The organism is Nitrososphaera viennensis EN76 (genome assembly GCF_000698785.1).
Lineage (GTDB): Archaea > Thermoproteota > Nitrososphaeria > Nitrososphaerales > Nitrososphaeraceae > Nitrososphaera > Nitrososphaera viennensis.
In genome coordinates this window covers 1467566-1487110 of the sequence record NZ_CP007536.1, presented here as the reverse complement: position 1 = coordinate 1487110, position 19545 = coordinate 1467566, and the positions used below count along the sequence as shown (strand labels likewise).

Annotated in this window: 21 protein-coding genes and 1 CRISPR repeat array; of the genes, 16 read left to right on the top strand and 5 right to left on the bottom strand. The window is 49.5% G+C overall.

Translation table 11 applies throughout. The features are described 5' to 3' along the window. Positions 1-55: 55 nt before the first annotated feature. From NVIE_RS08450 to cas4, 8 genes are read left to right on the top strand one after another with little or no spacing between them, the layout of a single operon-like run. Positions 56-1765 (top strand): hypothetical protein, encoded by a 1710-nt coding sequence (locus NVIE_RS08450; RefSeq protein ID WP_075054874.1) that lies wholly within the window; start codon positions 56-58, stop codon positions 1763-1765. Beyond that, positions 1762-2703: a type I CRISPR-associated protein Cas7 gene (locus tag NVIE_RS08445; RefSeq protein WP_075054873.1), complete on the top strand. Its 942-nt coding sequence runs from the start codon at positions 1762-1764 to the stop codon at positions 2701-2703. Before NVIE_RS08450 ends, NVIE_RS08445 begins: the two co-directional genes overlap by 4 nt. Continuing rightward, on the top strand, positions 2703-3446 hold the full coding sequence (gene cas5, locus NVIE_RS08440; RefSeq protein WP_075054872.1) for a CRISPR-associated protein Cas5: 744 nt from the start codon (positions 2703-2705) through the stop codon (positions 3444-3446). Before NVIE_RS08445 ends, cas5 begins: the two co-directional genes overlap by 1 nt. Beyond that, the gene (locus NVIE_RS08435) at positions 3430-5616 is read left to right on the top strand and encodes a CRISPR-associated helicase/endonuclease Cas3 (protein ID WP_075054871.1); all 2187 of its coding nucleotides are present in this window, start codon (positions 3430-3432) and stop codon (positions 5614-5616) included. Before cas5 ends, NVIE_RS08435 begins: the two co-directional genes overlap by 17 nt. Further along, positions 5604-6251 (top strand): CRISPR-associated endonuclease Cas6, encoded by a 648-nt coding sequence (locus NVIE_RS08430; RefSeq protein WP_075054870.1) that lies wholly within the window; start codon positions 5604-5606, stop codon positions 6249-6251. Before NVIE_RS08435 ends, NVIE_RS08430 begins: the two co-directional genes overlap by 13 nt. Next, positions 6248-7204, top strand: a complete 957-nt coding sequence (cas1, locus tag NVIE_RS08425; protein ID WP_075054869.1) for a CRISPR-associated endonuclease Cas1 — start codon at positions 6248-6250, stop codon at positions 7202-7204. The genes NVIE_RS08430 and cas1 overlap by 4 nt, the downstream gene beginning before the upstream one ends. Beyond that, positions 7201-7497: a CRISPR-associated endonuclease Cas2 gene (cas2, locus tag NVIE_RS08420; protein WP_075054868.1), complete on the top strand. Its 297-nt coding sequence runs from the start codon at positions 7201-7203 to the stop codon at positions 7495-7497. The genes cas1 and cas2 overlap by 4 nt, the downstream gene beginning before the upstream one ends. Next, positions 7494-8087 carry a CRISPR-associated protein Cas4 gene (gene cas4 / locus NVIE_RS08415; RefSeq protein WP_075054867.1) on the top strand — a complete coding sequence of 198 codons (594 nt, stop codon included), beginning with the start codon at positions 7494-7496 and terminating at the stop codon, positions 8085-8087. The genes cas2 and cas4 overlap by 4 nt, the downstream gene beginning before the upstream one ends. 81 nt (positions 8088-8168) lie before the next feature. Further along, a CRISPR array of direct repeats spans positions 8169-11617; the repeat unit is 37 nt; unit sequence GTCTGAAAGACAAATCCATTAAAACAAGGATTGAAAC. On the opposite strand, the gene NVIE_RS08410 is transcribed toward cas4, so the two are convergent. Continuing rightward, a complete protein-coding gene (locus tag NVIE_RS08410) occupies positions 11618-12028 on the bottom strand; it encodes an Hsp20/alpha crystallin family protein (protein WP_084790715.1) in 411 nt (136 codons plus the stop codon). 142 nt (positions 12029-12170) lie between these two features. Continuing rightward, the gene (locus NVIE_RS08405) at positions 12171-12749 is read right to left on the bottom strand and encodes a UbiX family flavin prenyltransferase (protein WP_075054865.1); all 579 of its coding nucleotides are present in this window, start codon (positions 12747-12749) and stop codon (positions 12171-12173) included. A 92-nt stretch (positions 12750-12841) separates the two neighbouring features. On the opposite strand from NVIE_RS08405, the gene NVIE_RS08400 reads away from it, so the two are divergent. Further along, positions 12842-13744 (top strand): PfkB family carbohydrate kinase, encoded by a 903-nt coding sequence (locus NVIE_RS08400; RefSeq protein ID WP_075054864.1) that lies wholly within the window; start codon positions 12842-12844, stop codon positions 13742-13744. Between the two features lie 163 nt (positions 13745-13907). On the opposite strand, the gene NVIE_RS08395 is transcribed toward NVIE_RS08400, so the two are convergent. Next, entirely contained in the window at positions 13908-14195 is a 288-nt protein-coding gene (locus tag NVIE_RS08395) for a hypothetical protein (protein ID WP_075054863.1), read from the bottom strand. Between the two features lie 457 nt (positions 14196-14652). Here NVIE_RS08395 and NVIE_RS08390 point away from each other — a divergent pair, with 457 nt between their 5' ends. Genes NVIE_RS08390 through NVIE_RS08375 form a run of 4 tightly spaced genes read left to right on the top strand, consistent with a single transcriptional unit; the run spans position 14653 to position 16268 of the window. Next, positions 14653-15144, top strand: a complete 492-nt coding sequence (locus NVIE_RS08390) for a ferritin-like domain-containing protein (protein WP_075054862.1) — start codon at positions 14653-14655, stop codon at positions 15142-15144. Positions 15145-15149: 5 nt separating this feature from the next. Further along, on the top strand, positions 15150-15509 hold the full coding sequence (locus NVIE_RS08385) for a helix-turn-helix domain-containing protein (protein ID WP_075054861.1): 360 nt from the start codon (positions 15150-15152) through the stop codon (positions 15507-15509). Between the two features lie 19 nt (positions 15510-15528). Beyond that, entirely contained in the window at positions 15529-15951 is a 423-nt protein-coding gene (locus NVIE_RS08380) for a hypothetical protein (RefSeq protein WP_084790712.1), read from the top strand. 5 nt (positions 15952-15956) lie between these two features. Then, positions 15957-16268, top strand: a complete 312-nt coding sequence (locus NVIE_RS08375; RefSeq protein WP_075054860.1) for a hypothetical protein — start codon at positions 15957-15959, stop codon at positions 16266-16268. Here the strand turns inward: NVIE_RS08375 and NVIE_RS08370 are convergent. Then, complete coding sequence (locus NVIE_RS08370) at positions 16260-17054, bottom strand: S-methyl-5'-thioadenosine phosphorylase (RefSeq protein ID WP_075054859.1); 795 nt, start codon at positions 17052-17054, stop codon at positions 16260-16262. The two genes, NVIE_RS08375 and NVIE_RS08370, sit on opposite strands and share 9 nt — an antisense overlap. Beyond that, a complete protein-coding gene (locus NVIE_RS08365) occupies positions 17055-17588 on the bottom strand; it encodes an adenine phosphoribosyltransferase (RefSeq protein ID WP_227717304.1) in 534 nt (177 codons plus the stop codon). It abuts the gene before it with no gap. Between the two features lie 186 nt (positions 17589-17774). On the opposite strand from NVIE_RS08365, the gene NVIE_RS08360 reads away from it, so the two are divergent. The 3 genes from NVIE_RS08360 to NVIE_RS08350 all read left to right on the top strand — a co-directional run bounded on the left by NVIE_RS08360 (position 17775) and on the right by NVIE_RS08350 (position 19524). Beyond that, the gene (locus NVIE_RS08360; protein ID WP_075054858.1) at positions 17775-18221 is read left to right on the top strand and encodes a hypothetical protein; all 447 of its coding nucleotides are present in this window, start codon (positions 17775-17777) and stop codon (positions 18219-18221) included. Next, positions 18194-18958 carry a zinc ribbon domain-containing protein gene (locus NVIE_RS08355; protein WP_075054857.1) on the top strand — a complete coding sequence of 255 codons (765 nt, stop codon included), beginning with the start codon at positions 18194-18196 and terminating at the stop codon, positions 18956-18958. Before NVIE_RS08360 ends, NVIE_RS08355 begins: the two co-directional genes overlap by 28 nt. Before the next feature lie 68 nt (positions 18959-19026). After that, on the top strand, positions 19027-19524 hold the full coding sequence (locus NVIE_RS08350; protein WP_075054856.1) for a hypothetical protein: 498 nt from the start codon (positions 19027-19029) through the stop codon (positions 19522-19524). Positions 19525-19545 lie beyond the last annotated feature (21 nt).

The following is a 19545-nucleotide window of genomic DNA, read 5'->3' as shown; positions in this document are numbered from 1 at the left end:
CTCTGAAAATGTTATATGAAAATGTTTAATTCAATGGCCTGTTAACCCCAGACAATTGCTGGCTTTTGAACTGTACCTGAAAAACAAGGATTTCAAGGGGGAGTATGTAAGGACTCCCAAACCGGTCAAGAAGGTGATAATGCGCGGGACGCGTCCTGCCCTAGACAAAAAGGCTCTGGATCAATATAGCGACACGCTTGAAGATTACAAGTCATTCCAAGAGCTCTTCTCTATGCCTGCCAATACGGCGGCCGGCCTTGGCCTCAAATTCCGGGCAAACAGCCCAAACTCTCCGCCGCCCTATGTTGAACTGTACGGTCAATTCTTGAATAACAAATCTGGTCCAACAATCTCCCTTACGATAGGTAAGGGGACTGCATCGTTTGTCGGGGAGCTGGACCTAAACACCAAGAAGGAAAGGATTGCAGCCAAGAATAGCGTCCAGTTGAAGATAGACAAAGAGAGGTATTTTGTTTCGGGCAAGAACCTCTATGACGAATACGTGCGATCCAAGGTACTGACAAAAGACGGCAAGTTCAAGTCTGTACTCTTTACGAGCATCTGCAAAGTGTTCTTCAAGCATGTCCGGTCGCACTGGAAAGTCGATGAAATACAGAACAAGAAAATCTCTTTTTCGTTAATAGTCCTCCCAAAAGATGTCGAGGTGGAATACCGTTCTGCCGATGAGGAGGACGTAGGAACAAGCTTTATCGACTCTTTTGGCAACAAAGCAAAGGGCTATGCAAAAGAAACCACGATAACGGCCAAGTTCCTTTCGTACGACGACCCTGCCTTTTCGATAAACTGCACCGACGGCGAAAGTTTTTATCGCAACCTAGCTATTGGTGCAGGCTCGCACCGGTCGGTCAACATCAACGCGGCAGACGCGTTCCGCATTTCCGGGCTGCAGTGGATGTTTACAGACATTGCCAAGCCCGGCCATCGCTTCAAAAATACCAAGAACGGGATATACTACCAGCTGTGGAGGAACTACAAGGATCTAGACAAAACCAACAGGCTTGAAGATATGTCCAGTCTCAAAATCCTGTGCTACCTGACCTCGCAGGCCAAGATGGAGGTCATGCTCGACGAAAACCTAACAATGGAGGACATGAGGGAGATGTTCTCTGGAATTGAAGAAGGCGAAATCCCACCACACGCTCTGGAAATCCTCATCGAAAAGAAAGGAAATACCGTCATCTGGACCCACTATCTGGCAGCAGTCCGCAGCCTGCTGGCAAAAAGGAGCGTGGACAGGAATTACCTGCTTTCGCGGTTTGTCTTGCAGTTGCGCGAATACCTGCCGGATTGGTTGAAAGGAATGGCACAAAATGGAGAGTCGTACCAGTTCTTCCGCAAATGCGACTTTTGCATAAAAGTTTTATGTAAGAATGCCAATCCAAACGGAGGCAAGGGTGATGAAATGAATAGCGATGAACAATATGCACATAGCGTTGGGATTATCGCTGCAGAATACATCAAATTCAAAGAGGACGTAAAAGAGTCCAGCAACTCACTCCGCGACATCCTCGCGTATTCGAGGTATGACAGGGAAAAACTCCGCTTTGTCATGCAGCGGATCGGCCTCGGCTTGAGCCTGTCAAAGGCACCGGGAGAGAAGGTAAAGAGACTGGAGTCGTTCATCAGCAGCAACCAGCCCTCTGTCGAAATAAGCGACAATTCTGCGTACAACGATTATTCGTACTTTTTCTACAAGGGCTATTTTAGCAAAGGCGCAGCCGGGAAAAAGGAGGAGAGAGCTTGACAAAGAGCATCAACAAGGAAATCCTGTTCTACTATGAATCCCGGCAGAACCCCAATGGCGATCCCGGTTTTGAGAACCAGCCCCGGCTGATGCCGGACGACACCATCCTGATAACCGATGTCAGGATAAAGCGGACTATACGCGACTATGCCCGCGACGTCCTTGGTGAGACGTTGTTTGTAGACTACGACAAGGACGGCAACGCCGTTACGGCCGACCAGAGGGCCAAGGAGATAATCGGCAACATGAAGGGTAAAGACGTCATTGGAGAACTGATACAATCGACTTTTGACGCTCCGCTCTTTGGCGCCCTCGTCACGGTCAGGTCTGAGAAGGGGGATGACGAAGGTGGCTCGTACAAGCTTACCGGCCCTGCACAGTTTGGCCTTGGCAGGAGCGTGAACAAGGTCAGGATAATAAACCCGACAATATCGGGCAGGTTTGTGGGCAAAGAGAAGGAGAACCAGGAGAAGCAATTCTCCACATTCGGCAAGTTCTATTCGGTCGAGTACGCCCTCTTGAAGATTCACGGCGCCATAAACCCGATGAATCTTGGCAAGTACTTCAACAACGACAAGGCAAGAAACCGCTTTGATAAGGTCGAGGAAAAGCTGTTCGAGTGCCTCTGGAAGGGTACGAACAACCTGATCACACGCTCAAAGTTTCCGCAACGCAGCATACTGTACATAGAGGTCTCGTACGACTCTACGTCGTACAACGACCTCCCGGTCCTAGTCGACGAGTCGCAGGAGATGAAACAGCATGCGAAAGAGCTTTCAAAGTCGCCATTTGACTTTAGGCGTCTGGTGAGCGCGCTTGTGGAAAGGAAATCCCGCGTAAAGAATGTGAGGATAGCCTCCTGTGATGACATACAAGAAGACGTCAGGTCGCTTGCGTCGCAGCTGCGGTCAAAAGGGATACCCGTACAGGAACTCTAATGCCCGACATCATATCCTTCCGCGCCTCCGGCGAGTTTGCGGCGTTCCGGGATCCTTCCGTAACATCCAACCAGACCGTGTACTACATACCGTCCAAGAGCGCGGTGATAGGAATGATTGGCGCGGTCTTGGGCATAGAGAGGGATCATTCGCTTGGAGAAATCTACGGCCCTGGTTACCTTGAGCTGTTCAAAAAGACCTCAATCGGAATAGAGCTGGAATCGGACCCGAGGAAGGTCTCTTTCTTTACCAACCACCGGTCTCTAAAGGAATCCAAGACAAAGCCTTTCAAGACGGAGGTTTTGGTTTCGCCCTCGTACAGGTTCTATGTCAAGACCGACGACGCTACCCGGGAAGCACTTTACAAGTCTTTGAAAGACAACGACTGCAAGTATGCTCCGTATTTTGGCCACGCGTACTGCCCTGCGCGCATCTCCGATGTCGCGATGCAAGATATGCCGCTTTTTAAAGAGCTAAAGTTTGCCACTTCGGCGGTAATCCTCGACGAATCCGAGACCTACAATACTGGGTTTTCTGTAACCGCTAACAAAGCGCAGGACAGCTCGCGCATGATAATAGAAAGGCACCTGCACCATTTCTTTGAAAACGGGCAGCTGGAGAGACGTGTACTTCGACACTGGATCCCTGCAGGGGGTTCTATCTATAAGGTACAGATTGAGAAACCTAAGCTGTCTTCTCTCCACTCTTTTCCGGACGGCGGCAAAGTTGTCTGCCTATATTGATTTCCTGTCGCACCCGGGCAAGCCGCTGGACGAGCACCTGACAAAAGTAGCAACAGCAGCCGAAGGCATCATGCGCCAGACCAACTTTGCAAGCAGCAGGCTGGCCTACTATGCCGGCCTCTTGCATGACATCGGCAAGCTGAACCCCTTTTATCAGGAGCTCTTTCATGCGGCGCCGGATAGGCAAAAGTCTCTTGAAAGCGAATTAGAGTCCAAGTATGAGAGGCAGCATTCCGTGTTTTCCGCATGGGCGGCAGAAAAACTACTCTGCAAAGAGCTCGATCCAAACCGCCTCCAGCTTGTCCTGTGCACCATCGCGGCCCACCACTCGTACCTCTCTAACGAGGTATCGTCAGAAAAGATAACAGACAGGGGCAAGAGGGCCAAGAAGGGACTGCTCGAAAACCTCGCGCAGTTTAGAAAAACAATGCCTGCAAGCGAGCATTTTGGCAATCTCGACTGGGAACATTGCCTGGCGGAATTTGCCCTCCCGATGGACTTTCAGCTAAAGCTCAAGTCGAAATCAGGGGACGCCACAAGGGACTTTGTAGAGGCGGAGGTGGTGTTCTCATCACTGCTGCAGGCAGACAGGGGAAGCTTTTCCGAGCGACAGGACATCAAGTACGACCTGCACATGGATACTGGAAAACTGGTAAGAGCCGAGTCACCTCTGTCGAGGCTCCGTACAGGGTTCCAGCAGTGGTTCGCTGGCGTCCATGACACTAGCGCGCCCATATCGGTCCTCAACGCGCCCACGGGGATGGGCAAGACAAAGGTCTTCCTCGACCTGATAAACGAATACGCCGGCAAGCACGGGGTGAGCCGCGTCATGTATTTTTCTCCCCTGCTTGCCCTGACCGAGGATTTCGAGAGCAAGGTCGCCCAAGTCCTCGGCCCGAAAGCGCTTGACGACATCCTCGTCTACAACCATCTTTTCACAGGCAGCCTGTCGGACAAGCAAGAGAACCGAGTTCTGGAGAGCCTTGGATACAATTTTGACAACGAATCTTTCAATAGCAAATTTGTAATATCGACGACCCAGCGGCTTTTGATGATACTCTACTTCAACGCAGTGGCCGACAAGATGAAGCTGGCTTCCCTGAGAAATTCATTGCTGATAGTGGACGAAATCCAGGTCGTGCCCAAGTTCATGCTGCCAAACCTTGTTGAAATGCTGCGGGTCATATGCCGGGAAATGAACGCAAAGGTGCTCCTGGTGAGCGCGACAATCCCGTACGAGCTTTCGAGCAATGTTCCAATAAACAGGGTTCCTCCAGCGCTTTTACGAGAATACCACCACCTGACGATGAAAAAGATCAGTTTCGTGCCCCGCTTCAAGCCTCCTGCCGGGACTAATGGGAAAAAAGTCCTCGTCATGGCAAACACACGCAAAAAGGCAAAGCAAATCTTTGATGGCATAAAAAAAGACGACACGGACAGCCTGCTGTACGTCACTTCTGGCATAAGAAAGAAGGACAGGAGCAACACCATCAAACTTATCCACGAGTCAAAAAAAGGGATGTTGGTGGTATCGACGCAGGTGCTGGAGGCGGGAGTCGACGTAAGCTTTGCAGAGGTCTACCGCGAAGTCGCCCCGCTTGACAGCATCGTACAGGTCATGGGGCGGCTCAACAGGGAGGGCGACGACGAAAACCCCGTGCTCTACATTTTTCAGCCGGACCAGGATCACAGGCCGTACAGCGAGCTGGAATATCAGGAATCGCTCAAGGTACTGAAAAAAGTGCGCAACTCGAAGGAACTGTACGGCAAACTCGACGGGTACTATGAGCAGGTGTCTGCCAAGAACTTGCGAAACGCTGACAGGATGGCCGAACTCGAACGTTTGGTGGGCGACATGGACTTTGAAGGCGTCTCTAGTTTCGTGAACAACCATGTCTTTACAGAGGAAGAAGGCCATTCCATGATAGTCCCTGACACCGAGCAAGACCTACAAGACATATTGGCCAAGCTGAAATCGATGCAAAAATTTGACAAGCAGTCATTCAAAGCTTATTCTGCCCTGACTGCCAACCTTCCCGGTTCTGCACACAAGGAGATAAAGGACTACCTGGACTCGGACCTGCTGGAAAGGGGCATCCTCCTGCCGAGACCCGGCAGCCTGAAAGAAGTTTACGATCCGGAGGTCGGCCTTGACAAATGGATAAAATAGAGGTCTGCTATGCATACATCGAAGTCCCGGACGCAAGTACCATATCCGCAGTCGCGCTGAGGGGTTTTCTAGGGTACCTGTTCGTGGAGGACACGGAATTCCACCACCACTCTGACAGCCCCTACCACTATCCACTAGTCCAGTACAAGAAGGTGCGCGGCCGGCTCATGGTGATGGGCCTCAAGGACTATGCAGAGGTGGTATGTCGCAAAATGTCCACCCTCGATCATATAACCACGCCAAACGGCAGGATAAACGTGCAGAGCGTGGACCTTGTGACCGACTCGTTTTCTGTAAAAGAAGAAACACGGATAAGGTTTCGATTCGCCACCCCCTGGATAGCCCTCAACGAGGAAAACTACCAGAAATTCAGGAACCTTGAAAGCGCCAAGAAAAAGGCGTTCCTTGAAAAGATACTGGTGGGAAATGTCCTTAGCGCCATCAAGGGGCTGTCGGTGTTTGCAAAGTTCAAGGTGACTGCTGACCTTGAAACCTTCCGGCCTCAAAGGGTATTTGTACACGAGAACCAATTTCAGGCTTTTCGGGCTTCGTTTACAACGAACGTGAATCTTCCACGTTTCTTTGGCCTAGGCAAGAGCGTCTCAAAGGGTTTCGGAGCGATTGAAAGCTCATGATCCTTGAAATATCGAGCCACGGCTCAGTGCTGAAGCGCCAGAACGACCTGTTTGTCGTAAAAAACCAGGACGGCACATCGGAAATCCCTGCAGAAAAAGTCGATGCAATAATGGTAAGTGCCAATGTACTCATCAGTTCGCAGGCAGTAAAACTGTGCATCGAGAAGAACATCCAGCTGGTGGTGGCCGACTGGGCGGGCAGGCCCATGGCCCGGCTATGGACAAGCACGGCCGGCAAGAGCACGGAACTGCGCAGGAAGCAGTACGTCAATCAAGAGACACCGATGGCAGTCCAGCTCTCGCTTGAATTGGTCCGAGCAAAGCTGAAAGGACAGAGAGAATTTTTGCTGGACCTGAAAAACAACAGGAAGGCCGAAGTCCCGGAAATCACCCGCGCCATCGCAGTCATATCGGAGGCGCTTTTGCAGGTGGGCAAGCTTGCAATCGACGGGAGGACAAAACAAACGCTGCTTGGATTTGAAGGGACATCTGCATCAGCGTATTTCCGCGCGATCTCTGCTGTCCTGCCGGCCAAGTGGTCGTTTGAGCGCAGGAGCCAGTATCCTGCGCTGGACGGCTTTAACGCCCTGCTCAATTACGCGTATGGCATAGCCTACTCTGACGTTGAAAAGATAATCATCCTCTCAGGGCTTGACCCAAACGCCGGCTTTTACCATGCAGATTCTTACGGCAAGCCCACGCTGTCCTTTGACCTGATGGAGCCGGTGAGGCCGCTTGTAGACAGGACAGTCACGAGCCTGTTCAGCAAAAAGATGGTCTCGGAAAGCTGGTTTGAGGACCGGGACGGTCAGGGCATTTTCCTTGCCAAGGACGCCAGGCTGGCACTGCTGACATCCTATAGCGAGAAAAACAGGAAGGAGCTGGAAAAAATAGCTTGGGGGTTTTGCAGGAAGATAATAGAGCAACTTGCAAAAGAGGACAAGGCGGAATGAAGGCAAACTCGTACTATGCGATTTATGATATTTCTGACAACCTGGTGAGGAGCAACGTCATACGGATCTTGAAAAATGCCGGGTTTGTACGGATCCAGAAAAGCGCCTTTTGCGGCACACTCGTGAACCAGAAAAAGAAAGATCTCTTGGAGGACATCAAGCGGGTCATCAAAGACGAAGATTCCTTCTACCTCATCCTCACGTGCCAGCAGTGCTTTGGGAGGATTAGCGTACTGGGCAAGGGGTTTGACGCGCAGTATGCAACTGGCAAGAGGCCCGCTGAAGTACTATGAAAGACCTGATAACCGTGACAGACGTGGTTGAAAACGCGTTCTGCCCGAAATTCACCTATTATTCGCTGGTCCTTGGTCTGCGTCAGTACGAAGAAAAGAGGGGGACCGTGCTTGCGGGCCGCGCTCTCCATACGCGGTCCGAGAAGGACAACCGCGACTATCTGCCAAAAATCGGCAGAGGGAAGAAACTGGTCGCTTTCCAGCTCTACTCCATGCGCCTTGGACTATCCGGCAAGATAGATGAAGCTTATGAAACCGCCAGCGAGATCGTGCTGGTCGAAAGGAAGTATTCTGATTTTACTGTGATTACCGACACTTTGAAAACGCAGGTGGGCCTGTTATCTATTCTGCTAGAAGAGAACCGTAACAAGCGGGTTGCCCGCGCTTTTGTTGTGTTCCAAAAATCCCAGCGAGTGGTAAAAGAGATTGAATTGACCCAGGGATTGAAAGATTTTGCGCTTCAAAAGCTAGAATCCGTAAAGCAGATACTGGCAAGTGGGATTAGCCCGGACGTGAAATATAGCAGCAAATGCCTTGACTGCACCTACAAGAAGGTGTGTCCCACTGGATCTTTATATAGGGTTCCATAAAAATGCAGGACGGTGAGGAAAGACAGCCTTTTGGGGTCTGTAGACTGAATTTTACGCACAAAACCGGGTGTCCGGAGGGCTGTCTGAAAGACAAATCCATTAAAACAAGGATTGAAACATGTACTGGACTCCCTTGTCCGCCCTGGTCCTTTCAGTCTGAAAGACAAATCCATTAAAACAAGGATTGAAACATGAAATCAGAAGTAAGGGTAGAATCCCCTCCAGCTGTCTGAAAGACAAATCCATTAAAACAAGGATTGAAACACACTTACCCTAGAGCTAACTCGTAAATTATTTGAGTCTGAAAGACAAATCCATTAAAACAAGGATTGAAACGGCATAAACCTACTGGAAACGTCTTTCGTAGCCCTGTCTGAAAGACAAATCCATTAAAACAAGGATTGAAACAGGGATACCAACGACGTCCACGAGCTGGCCGAAATATGTCTGAAAGACAAATCCATTAAAACAAGGATTGAAACAACAGAAGCCAGTTCTCTGCATATTCGGTGATCTCGTCTGAAAGACAAATCCATTAAAACAAGGATTGAAACTCGCAAGCCGTCAATCACCGACAAGAAAACGATGTATGTCTGAAAGACAAATCCATTAAAACAAGGATTGAAACGGCTTACTATGTTGTAAGGGTGGAAAATATACAGAAGGTCTGAAAGACAAATCCATTAAAACAAGGATTGAAACTTTATAGAATAAATTAGGTGATCTTCACCTACTAGTGTCTGAAAGACAAATCCATTAAAACAAGGATTGAAACGTGCTACTCTTACTGGTTGGCAAGTGTTTTGAGATGTCTGAAAGACAAATCCATTAAAACAAGGATTGAAACTCCTAACTGTATGTACAAGGTGAGAATCCAGAGAGGTCTGAAAGACAAATCCATTAAAACAAGGATTGAAACCATGCCGACGTAGGGATAAAGGACGAAAAAACGGGTGTCTGAAAGACAAATCCATTAAAACAAGGATTGAAACTCATATTACAAAATAAAAGGAGAGGGAAAAAAGATTGTCTGAAAGACAAATCCATTAAAACAAGGATTGAAACTCCTTGTCGGCACCACGCCGTGGTAGTCGAAGATGTGTCTGAAAGACAAATCCATTAAAACAAGGATTGAAACTTGAAACTCTTGGCATGTATGATTACCCGCTCTAGCATGTCTGAAAGACAAATCCATTAAAACAAGGATTGAAACCAACCTAAAGGCAATAATCGAGTATATGGTAAGGGAGTCTGAAAGACAAATCCATTAAAACAAGGATTGAAACTAGAGCTAAGTCCTGCAGGAGTAGGCTCTGGAGGAGGTCTGAAAGACAAATCCATTAAAACAAGGATTGAAACCGCCAACGTGCCAAGCGTGTCTTAATTTTGATTCGTCTGAAAGACAAATCCATTAAAACAAGGATTGAAACCAAAGGATACTACCATAGCCGTCAAGGACTTTCTTGTCTGAAAGACAAATCCATTAAAACAAGGATTGAAACTCGTTAACCACCTCTCTCCCGGTTTTTGGCCCTTTAGTCTGAAAGACAAATCCATTAAAACAAGGATTGAAACCGCTTGCAGGCGTGTTTATGCCTAAGGTCAAGATGTCTGAAAGACAAATCCATTAAAACAAGGATTGAAACCTTTAATGCAGTAGGCGACGGCGCTATAACGATCGTCTGAAAGACAAATCCATTAAAACAAGGATTGAAACTCTACCAGTGAGAGGGTGGGCATCATACGTGATAGAGTCTGAAAGACAAATCCATTAAAACAAGGATTGAAACATCCTCTCATTTGAGTATGCGCGTGACTGGTCAAATGGTCTGAAAGACAAATCCATTAAAACAAGGATTGAAACCTCTGTCGCTATCCGAAGTGACTGAGAGATATACGTCTGAAAGACAAATCCATTAAAACAAGGATTGAAACTCTATTGCAGTCACTAGGTTAGGCTCGATATCCCGGTCTGAAAGACAAATCCATTAAAACAAGGATTGAAACTGACGTCATTCTTCCAGTCAACACGACGTTTGCATGCGTCTGAAAGACAAATCCATTAAAACAAGGATTGAAACTCTAGTCCGTAGTCGAATGCTGGATGACCATAGAGGTCTGAAAGACAAATCCATTAAAACAAGGATTGAAACTGCGGCTGGTTGCAGGGCAAACAATTTCACGTACGTCTGAAAGACAAATCCATTAAAACAAGGATTGAAACTAGACTAGCGGGCCTGTTCCACCTGACAGATGACGTCTGAAAGACAAATCCATTAAAACAAGGATTGAAACTCGAAAGCTGCTGGTCGCACAGGTCCTTGCCTATCGTCTGAAAGACAAATCCATTAAAACAAGGATTGAAACGTAGATACCACCACTGACTCGGTGGCTTCTACTTGGGGTCTGAAAGACAAATCCATTAAAACAAGGATTGAAACTTGATACTTCCTTCCAGGAAAAGATAGCCTCCGTCGTCTGAAAGACAAATCCATTAAAACAAGGATTGAAACCTAAGGAATACGATTATGTAATAGGCACACTCTGGGAGTCTGAAAGACAAATCCATTAAAACAAGGATTGAAACTTTTTGTTGTCGTCGGCCTCCTCATCGTCGTCGTTGTGTCTGAAAGACAAATCCATTAAAACAAGGATTGAAACGCCTTGATCAGTATGTAGCTGCCGGGTCCGTAGCAGTCTGAAAGACAAATCCATTAAAACAAGGATTGAAACATGAAGCCAAGGTCGGCATAGTCGTTCATAACCAAGCGTCTGAAAGACAAATCCATTAAAACAAGGATTGAAACTGTCATTGAGATTTCGTTGGATTCTGTGGTATGGAGTCTGAAAGACAAATCCATTAAAACAAGGATTGAAACTAGAATCACTTTCTGTTATGTTTCCAAATATCGAAGTCTGAAAGACAAATCCATTAAAACAAGGATTGAAACAATTTCACGCCGTACTCATTAAGCTGGAAATTGGCATGTCTGAAAGACAAATCCATTAAAACAAGGATTGAAACTTGCATAATAGTTGGTACCGTCGAGTGTCATCTTGTCTGAAAGACAAATCCATTAAAACAAGGATTGAAACCTGAACTTACAGCTCTGAAGGGTGCTTTTGAACAGGGTCTGAAAGACAAATCCATTAAAACAAGGATTGAAACGTCATTCTTATCCCTCTTCCCATAGAAATGTTGAGTCTGAAAGACAAATCCATTAAAACAAGGATTGAAACTACCCATACTTGCGGCAGATAGCCCTGAACCAGTCTGTCTGAAAGACAAATCCATTAAAACAAGGATTGAAACTTTCTATTTTCAAAGCCTAATACCTCGAGTATTGGTCTGAAAGACAAATCCATTAAAACAAGGATTGAAACTTTCAAAAGAGTACAGCTCACCTATTTCCAGTTGTTGTCTGAAAGACAAATCCATTAAAACAAGGATTGAAACCACCAAACAAACGAATAGTTCTTTCTTTCTCCTTAAGTCTGAAAGACAAATCCATTAAAACAAGGATTGAAACCTAGACCTTTTTTTGCATCCTTATCGTGAGCACGCCGTTTCTGTACTTGTAGTCGGATATGCCCATTTCAGCAGCCGTCGACATGTCAAGCTGCACGTCCCTTGCAAAGTTCTGGCCGCCCTTTATCTTTAGCATGCCTGCCGACAGCCGGACATCTATCTGGTCCTCCGGGCCGGGCACCTCTGCCACGAACACCATCGCCCCGTCGTTGTTCTTTATGAGGTCATAGACCCAGTCCTTCTGTTCCACGTTGCGGGGCATTGCGACCTTTTGTTCGGCCGGGCTAGACATCTTGCGGATCTCGCGCACCCAGTAGATGACGAACCCCGCCGCGATTGTGATGAGGATAAAGCTGGCGCCGTTCTGGCCGCCTCTTGCCGTCATGACGTACATGGCGCCGACAAACATCAAGGCCAGAAGTGGGACTATAAAGCCGACCGAGCGCCCGGTGGAATATTTCTTTGTGTATTTAGCTAATCCAGCTCACCCCTCTCCCGGCATTCCACAAAAAAATAGTACCATGCCGAGATTATAAAACTTATAGATTTTCTTGTTATGCCATCTTGCCGCCGGCACGCTCGCCCCAGCGCCTGAAAAGCCCGTGGTCGATTCCAAACTGGTCAAGCGCCTTGCCCACAACATGGTCTATCAGGTCGTCCATGGTCTGCGGCCTGTGGTAAAAGCCGGGCATCGCCGGCATGATTACGATATTGTGTATGCCGGCAAGCTTGCTCATGTTTTCAAGGTGGATTTTTGACAGCGGCGCCTCCCTTGGCACTATGACCACCTTTCTGCCCTCCTTGATGCAGACGCTGGCGGCCCTTGACACCAGCGTGTCGTCAAGCCCGTTTGCAATGCTTGCAAGAGTGCGCATGCTGCACGGGATGACTGCCATGCCGTCTGTCTTGAACGAGCCGGAAGAAACAGGCGCGGCCATGTTGTTGTCCTCGTACACCTTGGTTGCAAGCGAGCGGACGTAGTCGCCCGTCTTGTCGGTCTCTATCTTGATGGTCTTTTCGCCCCACTCGCTGAGGATGAGGTGCGTCTCCACCCTTAGCTTTTTGAGCGCCTCAAGGGCGCGTATCCCGTATATCACTCCGGAGGCGCCCGTTACGGCTATTACCAGTCGCACAGTTGCAAGCTTGTACGCTTGTGTTGTTATATAACGATGCTGCCGGCGGCAGCGCAAAAGGGTTTATTTACTGACAGTCGCGCATTTCTGCCGTGCTGACCGTCTTTGGCACGATGGCCCTTGACACCACGCGCACGCCATTCCGGGTGGAAGAAAGGATACTTGGCGGAGCCGCGACTTTTGCCTCGCTGTCGGCAGGCATGTTTGCCCGGACCGGGATGGTCGCCGCCATCGGGGAGGACATGCCCCTTGCCAACATCGAGGCGGTCAGGTCAAAGGGTGTCGACACAAAAGGCATCGTGACAGTCAGGGGCGGCAAGTGCTTCCACTATGATTCAGAGTTTGACTATAATTTATCGAGCAGGACGACTCTAAAGACAGAGCTGAACGTCATTGCCGATTTCGACCCCGTCATCCCGGAGGAATACGTAAAATCAGAGTACGTCTACCTTGCAAACAATGACCCGCGGCAGAACATGAAGATACTTCGCCATTTTGAAAAGCCCAAGCTGGTGGTCTGCGACACGATAGAGTACTGGATCCAGACGGCAAGGGACGACGTCGTCAAGATGATCGGAAAAACAGACGGCGTCGTGATAAACGACAGCGAGGCGCGCCTCCTCTGCAACGAGGTCAACATCGCAAAATGCGCAAGGCAGATAATGTCATTCGGGCCGAGGTTTGCGATAATAAAAAAGGGCGAGCACGGCGCCGTGCTCTTTACCAGAGAAGGCGAAGTGTTCCCTGCGGCTGCATTTTTCCTCGACGAAATCTCCGACCCGACTGGCGCCGGCGACTCTTTTGCCGGCGGTTTTCTGGGCCACATTGCCCGCAAGGACAAGATTGATTTCCGCACGATGAAGGAGGCGGTGATATACGGCAACGTCATGGGCTCTTTTGCGGTGGAGGACTTTGGAGTCAGGAGGCTTCTTGCCATAACGAAAGACGACGTCGAGGAACGGTACGAAAAGTACCGCAACTTGGTGCAATTCTGACAGATCCTTACTTTTCGCCCTTGATCTTGGTTGGCTCTCCTGAAGGCATATGCGATAATCATTAACAAAAAGGTGTAGGATGAGGGGGGTGAACAAACATCTGTGACGCCCTCATCTCTTTTTTTGCTTGCATGCATGGTTATTGTGTTGCTATGACAATACTTTAGTCATCTTTGTTTTGTCCCGGCGGCTCCTTTCCTGCAGGATTTTGGTTGCTCTGCTCCTGACCCTCGCCTTGGCAATTCTCCTGCTGACCGGGCGCCTCATGTCCTCCCCTGTTCTCGCAGTGGGAAGTTATCGCCGCAGATGCACTTTGAAGTAATGTCTGTGCTGCTGCAAGCGCCAGTGCGGCCATGATTGCTGTCCCGGCTACGATGGCGCCCCACTTTTTCTTCTCGCTTGTTTTTGTCCGTATCTTTGTTGCCTCTTTTCTTTCATGTGCAAAATTCATTGCAGACACTGATCTCGAGATGAATGATTATAAGTATTCGGTCATTGATGATGATAATTCAATCGTAGTTAATTTAATAATGTAAATTTAATAACCAAAATCACCGGATAATAGAATACTATACTATATAAGCCTAAGGTCATAATCTAATGTATGTGAAGAATGCAATTCACTGACAACAGTAAGGGATCCTGAGTATAGACGGGTCGGAGTTTTCAACGCAGTGCGACAATTCGTATTTCCTGCAATGGGCCGATGACATTAGCGGCTCGGGCGCGGCCTTGAATGCAGCCTCAAACTGTTGCTGCTGCCTTTCATCTGGAATCCTGTAGCATATGTATTCGACTATCGTGCCGCAAAGTTATGGTTCTTGGCATCTATTAACAACACAGGTGCAAGTTGAATATAGAAGAATCCTAGCAAAAATAAATACCCCGACACACATGCCGTGACATATATGGGACGCACAGAGAAAAAGATCCTCGGCAAGAACGCGCAGGTAATAATCGACACCCTGAAGAGGGCGTACTCGGACGAGATGCGCATCTTCCACTACTTTTGGTACGTGGGCATCAACATGGAAGGGATAGGGCTTGTCACCTACGCGCAGGCGCTAAAGACGCAGGCAACGGGCGAGCTGATGCATGCAGAGCTCCTGGCAAACAGGATCTCCGAGCTTGGGGGCAGGGCGCCAAGCAACCCGACCGAGTGGGAGAAATTGAGCACGATTGGCACGCTCGATCCGGCAAAGCACCTGACACTAAGATCCGCGCTAGAGCGCGCCGTGAAATTCGAGGGCAAGGCGGTTGAAAACTATAACGCGCTTGCCAAAAAGGCGCTTGAGCTGGGCGATTTCGTGACGTACAACCTGGCCACTACCGTCCTTGCCGACGAGGTCAAGGACGAGCAGCACACCGAGGACGTCCTCAACTCGCTTGAAGTAAAGTAAGCGAAATGGCAGTCAACCTCTCTAACGTCGAGCAGGCCATAATAGAGGAGCTAAAGATAAGCCCGGAAGAAGCTAGAGCGTACGTCGCCATCGTAAAGACTGGCAAGATGGATGCTGCCCGGATATCAAAGGCAGTGGGCATTAGCGAGAAGCAGGCGCTGGAGGTTGCAAAATCCCTCGTCGGCCGCGGGATGGTGATCGAGATAACTGCCACAGAATTTGAGTCGCTGCACCCCCGCTTTGCAGTCACCAACCGCTACAGGCGCCGCTGCGCCGAGGACAGCATCCCGTTCAAGAAGAACCTGCGGGTTGACAACATCGGGATCGTGCTTGAAAAGCCGTTTGAGGATGCAAGGACTAAATAGGCGTCAGCCGGCTCTCTGTATGGCAAAAGAAGATATGGCGACTTCGGATCCGACGGGAGGCGACAAGGTAGTCTACTTTGGAGTGATAAACATCAATGAGAACGGGAGGACGCTCGGATCGGTGGACATCTGGCGCAGCCTCTTGACAAAGGAGATGTTCTGCGAGGAAAAGCGCCTCGGCATCCTTGAAATCGTCGACTACATTGGCATGCCCAAGAAAAAGCAGGAAGAAGAGTGGGCAGTCGCTGTGAGCAGGAAGCGGAAGGGGCACCTGCGCTGGCGCCTTGTCAAGCTGGTAAAAGAGGGCCGGTTCAGGTTCGAGGACGCCGACGACAAGCCGGTAGAAATCGACGTCAAGGACTATGCCATAGCCGACCCCGACTGGTGGAGCTTTCTGGTCAAGAACAACGTAAACCGCAATGTGGAAGTAGAGGGCAAGTAAGTAAAATGGAGCGCGCCAGCGGCGATAATGATGTTCCTCCAGTGACCGTGTTTGTCAAGAACGCTGACGGGAGCGAAATTGCCGCAAAACTGTCAGGCTATTTTGTAGTAAAGGGAAAAGAGTTCCGGTTCACCGCCATCGCCTTTGGAAGGATAGGCGGCCACAACGCAAGCGTCAAGATAGCAAAGACGACGCTTGACAAGGTGGCCAAGATGGGCATCGACCCGGACGCGCTGGTGGACACCATCCAGCGCAAGATAGTGGAAGGCGACGTCGTCCTCCCGGAAGGGATCAAGCCGCCGTCATCATCAGAGTAGCGAGCCTTCGAGCGCGTTTCCGCAGGCGCATTTCGCGCGTTCCATCGGCACGGCCGGTATCAGCTCTGCAACGAGCTTTTTCGTCTTTTCCACGTTCTTGTGGAGCGTCTCGATGATCTCTTTTGATGTAACAGGTATCTCTGCCCAGACGTCATAGTCGGTGACGGTCGCCACCGAGAGATAGCAAATTTCGGCCTCGCGCGCAAGTGTGACTTCTGGCACGAGCGTCATGCCGATGATGTCGGCCTTCATGACGTCGCGGAAAAATTTTGATTCTGCCCGGGTTGAAAAGCGCGGGCCTTCGATGCAGACGTACGTCGCCCTTGGCTGGAACGGGAATTTCAGTTTCTCGATTACTTTTGCCGCGACGTCGCGGATCTCGGGGCAGAACGGGTCTGCCATCGAGACATGCGCCACCTGCCCGCCGTCGTAAAACGTGTATTCTCTTTTCTTGGTAAAGTCGATGAACTGGTCGGGAAGCGCGACGTGGCCGGGCTTGTAGTCAAAGCCGAGGCTCCCGACCGCCGAAGGCGCGATTATGCGCTTGACGCCAAGTTGCTTTAGCGCCCAGATGTTGGCCCGGAAATTGATCCTGTGGGGAGGTATCCTGTGGCCCCTGCCGTGCCTTGGCAGGAACGCAACCTTCCTGCCCGCGTACTCGCCTATCGTGATGAGGTCGGAGGGCTCGCCGTACGGCGTGTGCACCTTGACCTCTTTTTTGTCGCTGAAAAGTCCTGAATCATAGACGCCCGTGCCCCCGATGATGCCAATGTCTGCCTTTTCCATCTAGTCGTACACCACCAGAGACTCTACCCTGTAGCCCATCTGGCGCAGCCTGTCGGCGCCCTTTAATCCTGCCAGCTCTATTACAAAACCAAAGCCCGCGACCTTGCCTCCAAGTTCTTCCACCAGCTGCGCAGCCGCGACGGCAGTGCCGCCGGTCGCAATCAGGTCGTCGACTATCAAGACCCTTTGACCCTTTTTCACCGCGTCTGTCTGCAGCTCCATCGTGGCGTTGCCATATTCAATGTCGTACGATTTCTTGATGGTGGGGCCGGGAAGCTTGCCTACCTTTCTTATCATTATCACGCCCTTGCCCGCCTTCATGCCAACCGCCGTCGCGACGACAAAGCCCCTGGATTCGATGCCGGCAGTAGCGTCGTACCTCGTCTTTGAAAACTTGCGGGAAAACTCGCTTGCAATGAACTTGAGGGCGTCGGGGTTCCGAAAAACAGGATTGATGTCGCGGAAAAGTATGCCTGGTTTTGGAAAGTCCTGATGCTTGCCGATTATCCTGTCGAGGTTTAGCTTGGCCACCACGGACACTACGCATGGGGTGGCAGTAAAAAAGATTGCGAAGTAGGGTTCTGTCAAGTCTCAGGTTGATGAGCAACCCTGTCAACTTTTGGCTGATCAAATCTTATATATCAACTTGTTAACGGATTATCGTTGTTGGCAGTAAAGAGCGTGGAGCAGAAGACCTGCTAGACCGAGCAGTTATTTCCAATGATGGAAACATTCAGAAAAATGGTTAATGACTGCATTAGAATCGGCCCGCAAAATGATGCTTCGACTCTAAAGAGGCTATCGGTGCTCTGCTATCCTGCTCTTGCCAAGTATGACATCATTTCTTACTACAAGCTGCACGCGATTTCAAAGGCAGCCGGCATAATTGCAAACAGAAAGCAATCGCTAAAGCGCGGTTTTCCTACAAAAACACCATATCTAAAGAAGGCAATTCTAATCTCATCCTACGGTTTCAAGGTCGAAAAAGGCGCTTTGAAGGTTCCTCTTGGTGATCGACAGTACTTTGGCATCCTACTCAATGCCTACATCAATAACATCCTGTCCGATCCCGCCGTGATAGTACGTTCTTTCACTCTTGCCGCCAACAACACGGTGAGAGCATCTGCTACTCTAAAGAAGTGGCAGAGATTGAATGCATCGCGATAGCAGGGGTTGACAGGAACCTTGCAAACGTCACATATGGCAACGAGGAAAAGATAATCACCTTTGATGCATCGAAAGCCGTACAGGTAGCAGAAAACACGCGCTCTGCAATCCGCTCCTTCAAGCGCAACAATGCGAGGATAAGGAAAAACATAGCAGGCAAGTATGGCCTGCGCAGGAAAAACCGCGTTAACCAGCTATTGCACAATGTATCAAAAGCAATTGTACAGCGGGCAAAAGAACAGAAAGCGGCAATAGTTTTTGAGGATATAACCTTCATTCGCCGCCTATACCAGCGTTGGAATTACCAAGGCCGCGACCATCGAGGAAAGATGAACTCTTGGCCGTTCCACGAGCTGAAGAGGCAAGTAGAGTACAAGGCGGCTTGGGCAGGCGTTAAAGTAATAACACTAACGAAAGGTCAGACGAGAGGAACGTCGCAGCTCTGTCCTCGATGCGGAAAGAGACTCCAAGGGGCAGAGCATCACGATTTCGTCCACAGACGGCAATTATGGTGCCAAGAATGCAATAAGTGGATGGACCGTGACGTTGTAGCTGCGATGAACATAGCAAAGAAGGGCGCTGACGCGTTCCAGCGTTCAAAAGGGCTTGCAGATGAAGCAATGGTACAGAAACCCAGCAGCAAGGAGCCGGCAATTCTGAAAGTCGATGCAAGCAAGTTAAGTTTCTGTCAACAACTATCGAAAGTTGACAGGGTTGCTCATCAACCTGAGACTTGACAGAACCCGAAGTAAGCTCCGGCTTACTGCCGGCTTTATACGGTCGATTGTGCACAATTATTACTAGAGTGCAATCGCAGGCAGAGTTCCGGGCCAGAGTAGCAGGCTTGAAGGACTTTGATGAAGCCTTTGAGCTGGTCAAGAGCGCCGTCTATGAAAAATTCAAGATGCACCGCGCCGGCCTGAGCCTGATACTGCAGGTCATGCCGACAAACCTTGGCGCCTACCATATCTTGGGCTCAAACGTAATAGTGATGAACAGCCACGTGCTTGCCGCAATCCGCAGGCTGTCCGGCTCGGAAGCAGAATACAACGCGTACGTGTTCATGGTTCTGGCGCACGAATACCTGCACAGCCTTGGCATCATCGACGAAAACACGGTGCGCCAGATGACCTACAACCTCTGCAAGACGATGCTCGGAGAGGATCACGGCTCGACCAAAATGGCCAAGGAAGACCCATCATCGCTGTTCCCGCAGCTGCGCAACATGATGCAGACGCAGTTTGGCCGGGAGTTCCAGCTGGTCAAGAAATTCGACAGGGCAAGCCAGTCCTACATACAATAGTGGTACTGTTAAAAAATCGGG

What these genes read in the sequence shown, in the direction of transcription:
- cas2 (WP_075054868.1), top strand. Translation starts at nt 7,201, where the DNA reads ATGAAGGCAAACTCGTACTATGCGATTTATGATATTTCTGACAACCTG.
- NVIE_RS08380 (WP_084790712.1), top strand. Translation starts at nt 15,529, where the DNA reads ATGGCAAAAGAAGATATGGCGACTTCGGATCCGACGGGAGGCGACAAG.
- NVIE_RS08360 (WP_075054858.1), top strand. Translation starts at nt 17,775, where the DNA reads ATGATGGAAACATTCAGAAAAATGGTTAATGACTGCATTAGAATCGGC.
- cas1 (WP_075054869.1), top strand. Translation starts at nt 6,248, where the DNA reads ATGATCCTTGAAATATCGAGCCACGGCTCAGTGCTGAAGCGCCAGAAC.
- cas4 (WP_075054867.1), top strand. Translation starts at nt 7,494, where the DNA reads ATGAAAGACCTGATAACCGTGACAGACGTGGTTGAAAACGCGTTCTGC.
- NVIE_RS08390 (WP_075054862.1), top strand. Translation starts at nt 14,653, where the DNA reads ATGGGACGCACAGAGAAAAAGATCCTCGGCAAGAACGCGCAGGTAATA.
- NVIE_RS08385 (WP_075054861.1), top strand. Translation starts at nt 15,150, where the DNA reads ATGGCAGTCAACCTCTCTAACGTCGAGCAGGCCATAATAGAGGAGCTA.
- NVIE_RS08375 (WP_075054860.1), top strand. Translation starts at nt 15,957, where the DNA reads ATGGAGCGCGCCAGCGGCGATAATGATGTTCCTCCAGTGACCGTGTTT.
- NVIE_RS08370 (WP_075054859.1), bottom strand. Translation starts at nt 17,054, where the DNA reads ATGGAAAAGGCAGACATTGGCATCATCGGGGGCACGGGCGTCTATGAT.
- cas5 (WP_075054872.1), top strand. Translation starts at nt 2,703, where the DNA reads ATGCCCGACATCATATCCTTCCGCGCCTCCGGCGAGTTTGCGGCGTTC.
- NVIE_RS08430 (WP_075054870.1), top strand. Translation starts at nt 5,604, where the DNA reads ATGGATAAAATAGAGGTCTGCTATGCATACATCGAAGTCCCGGACGCA.
- NVIE_RS08395 (WP_075054863.1), bottom strand. Translation starts at nt 14,195, where the DNA reads ATGAATTTTGCACATGAAAGAAAAGAGGCAACAAAGATACGGACAAAA.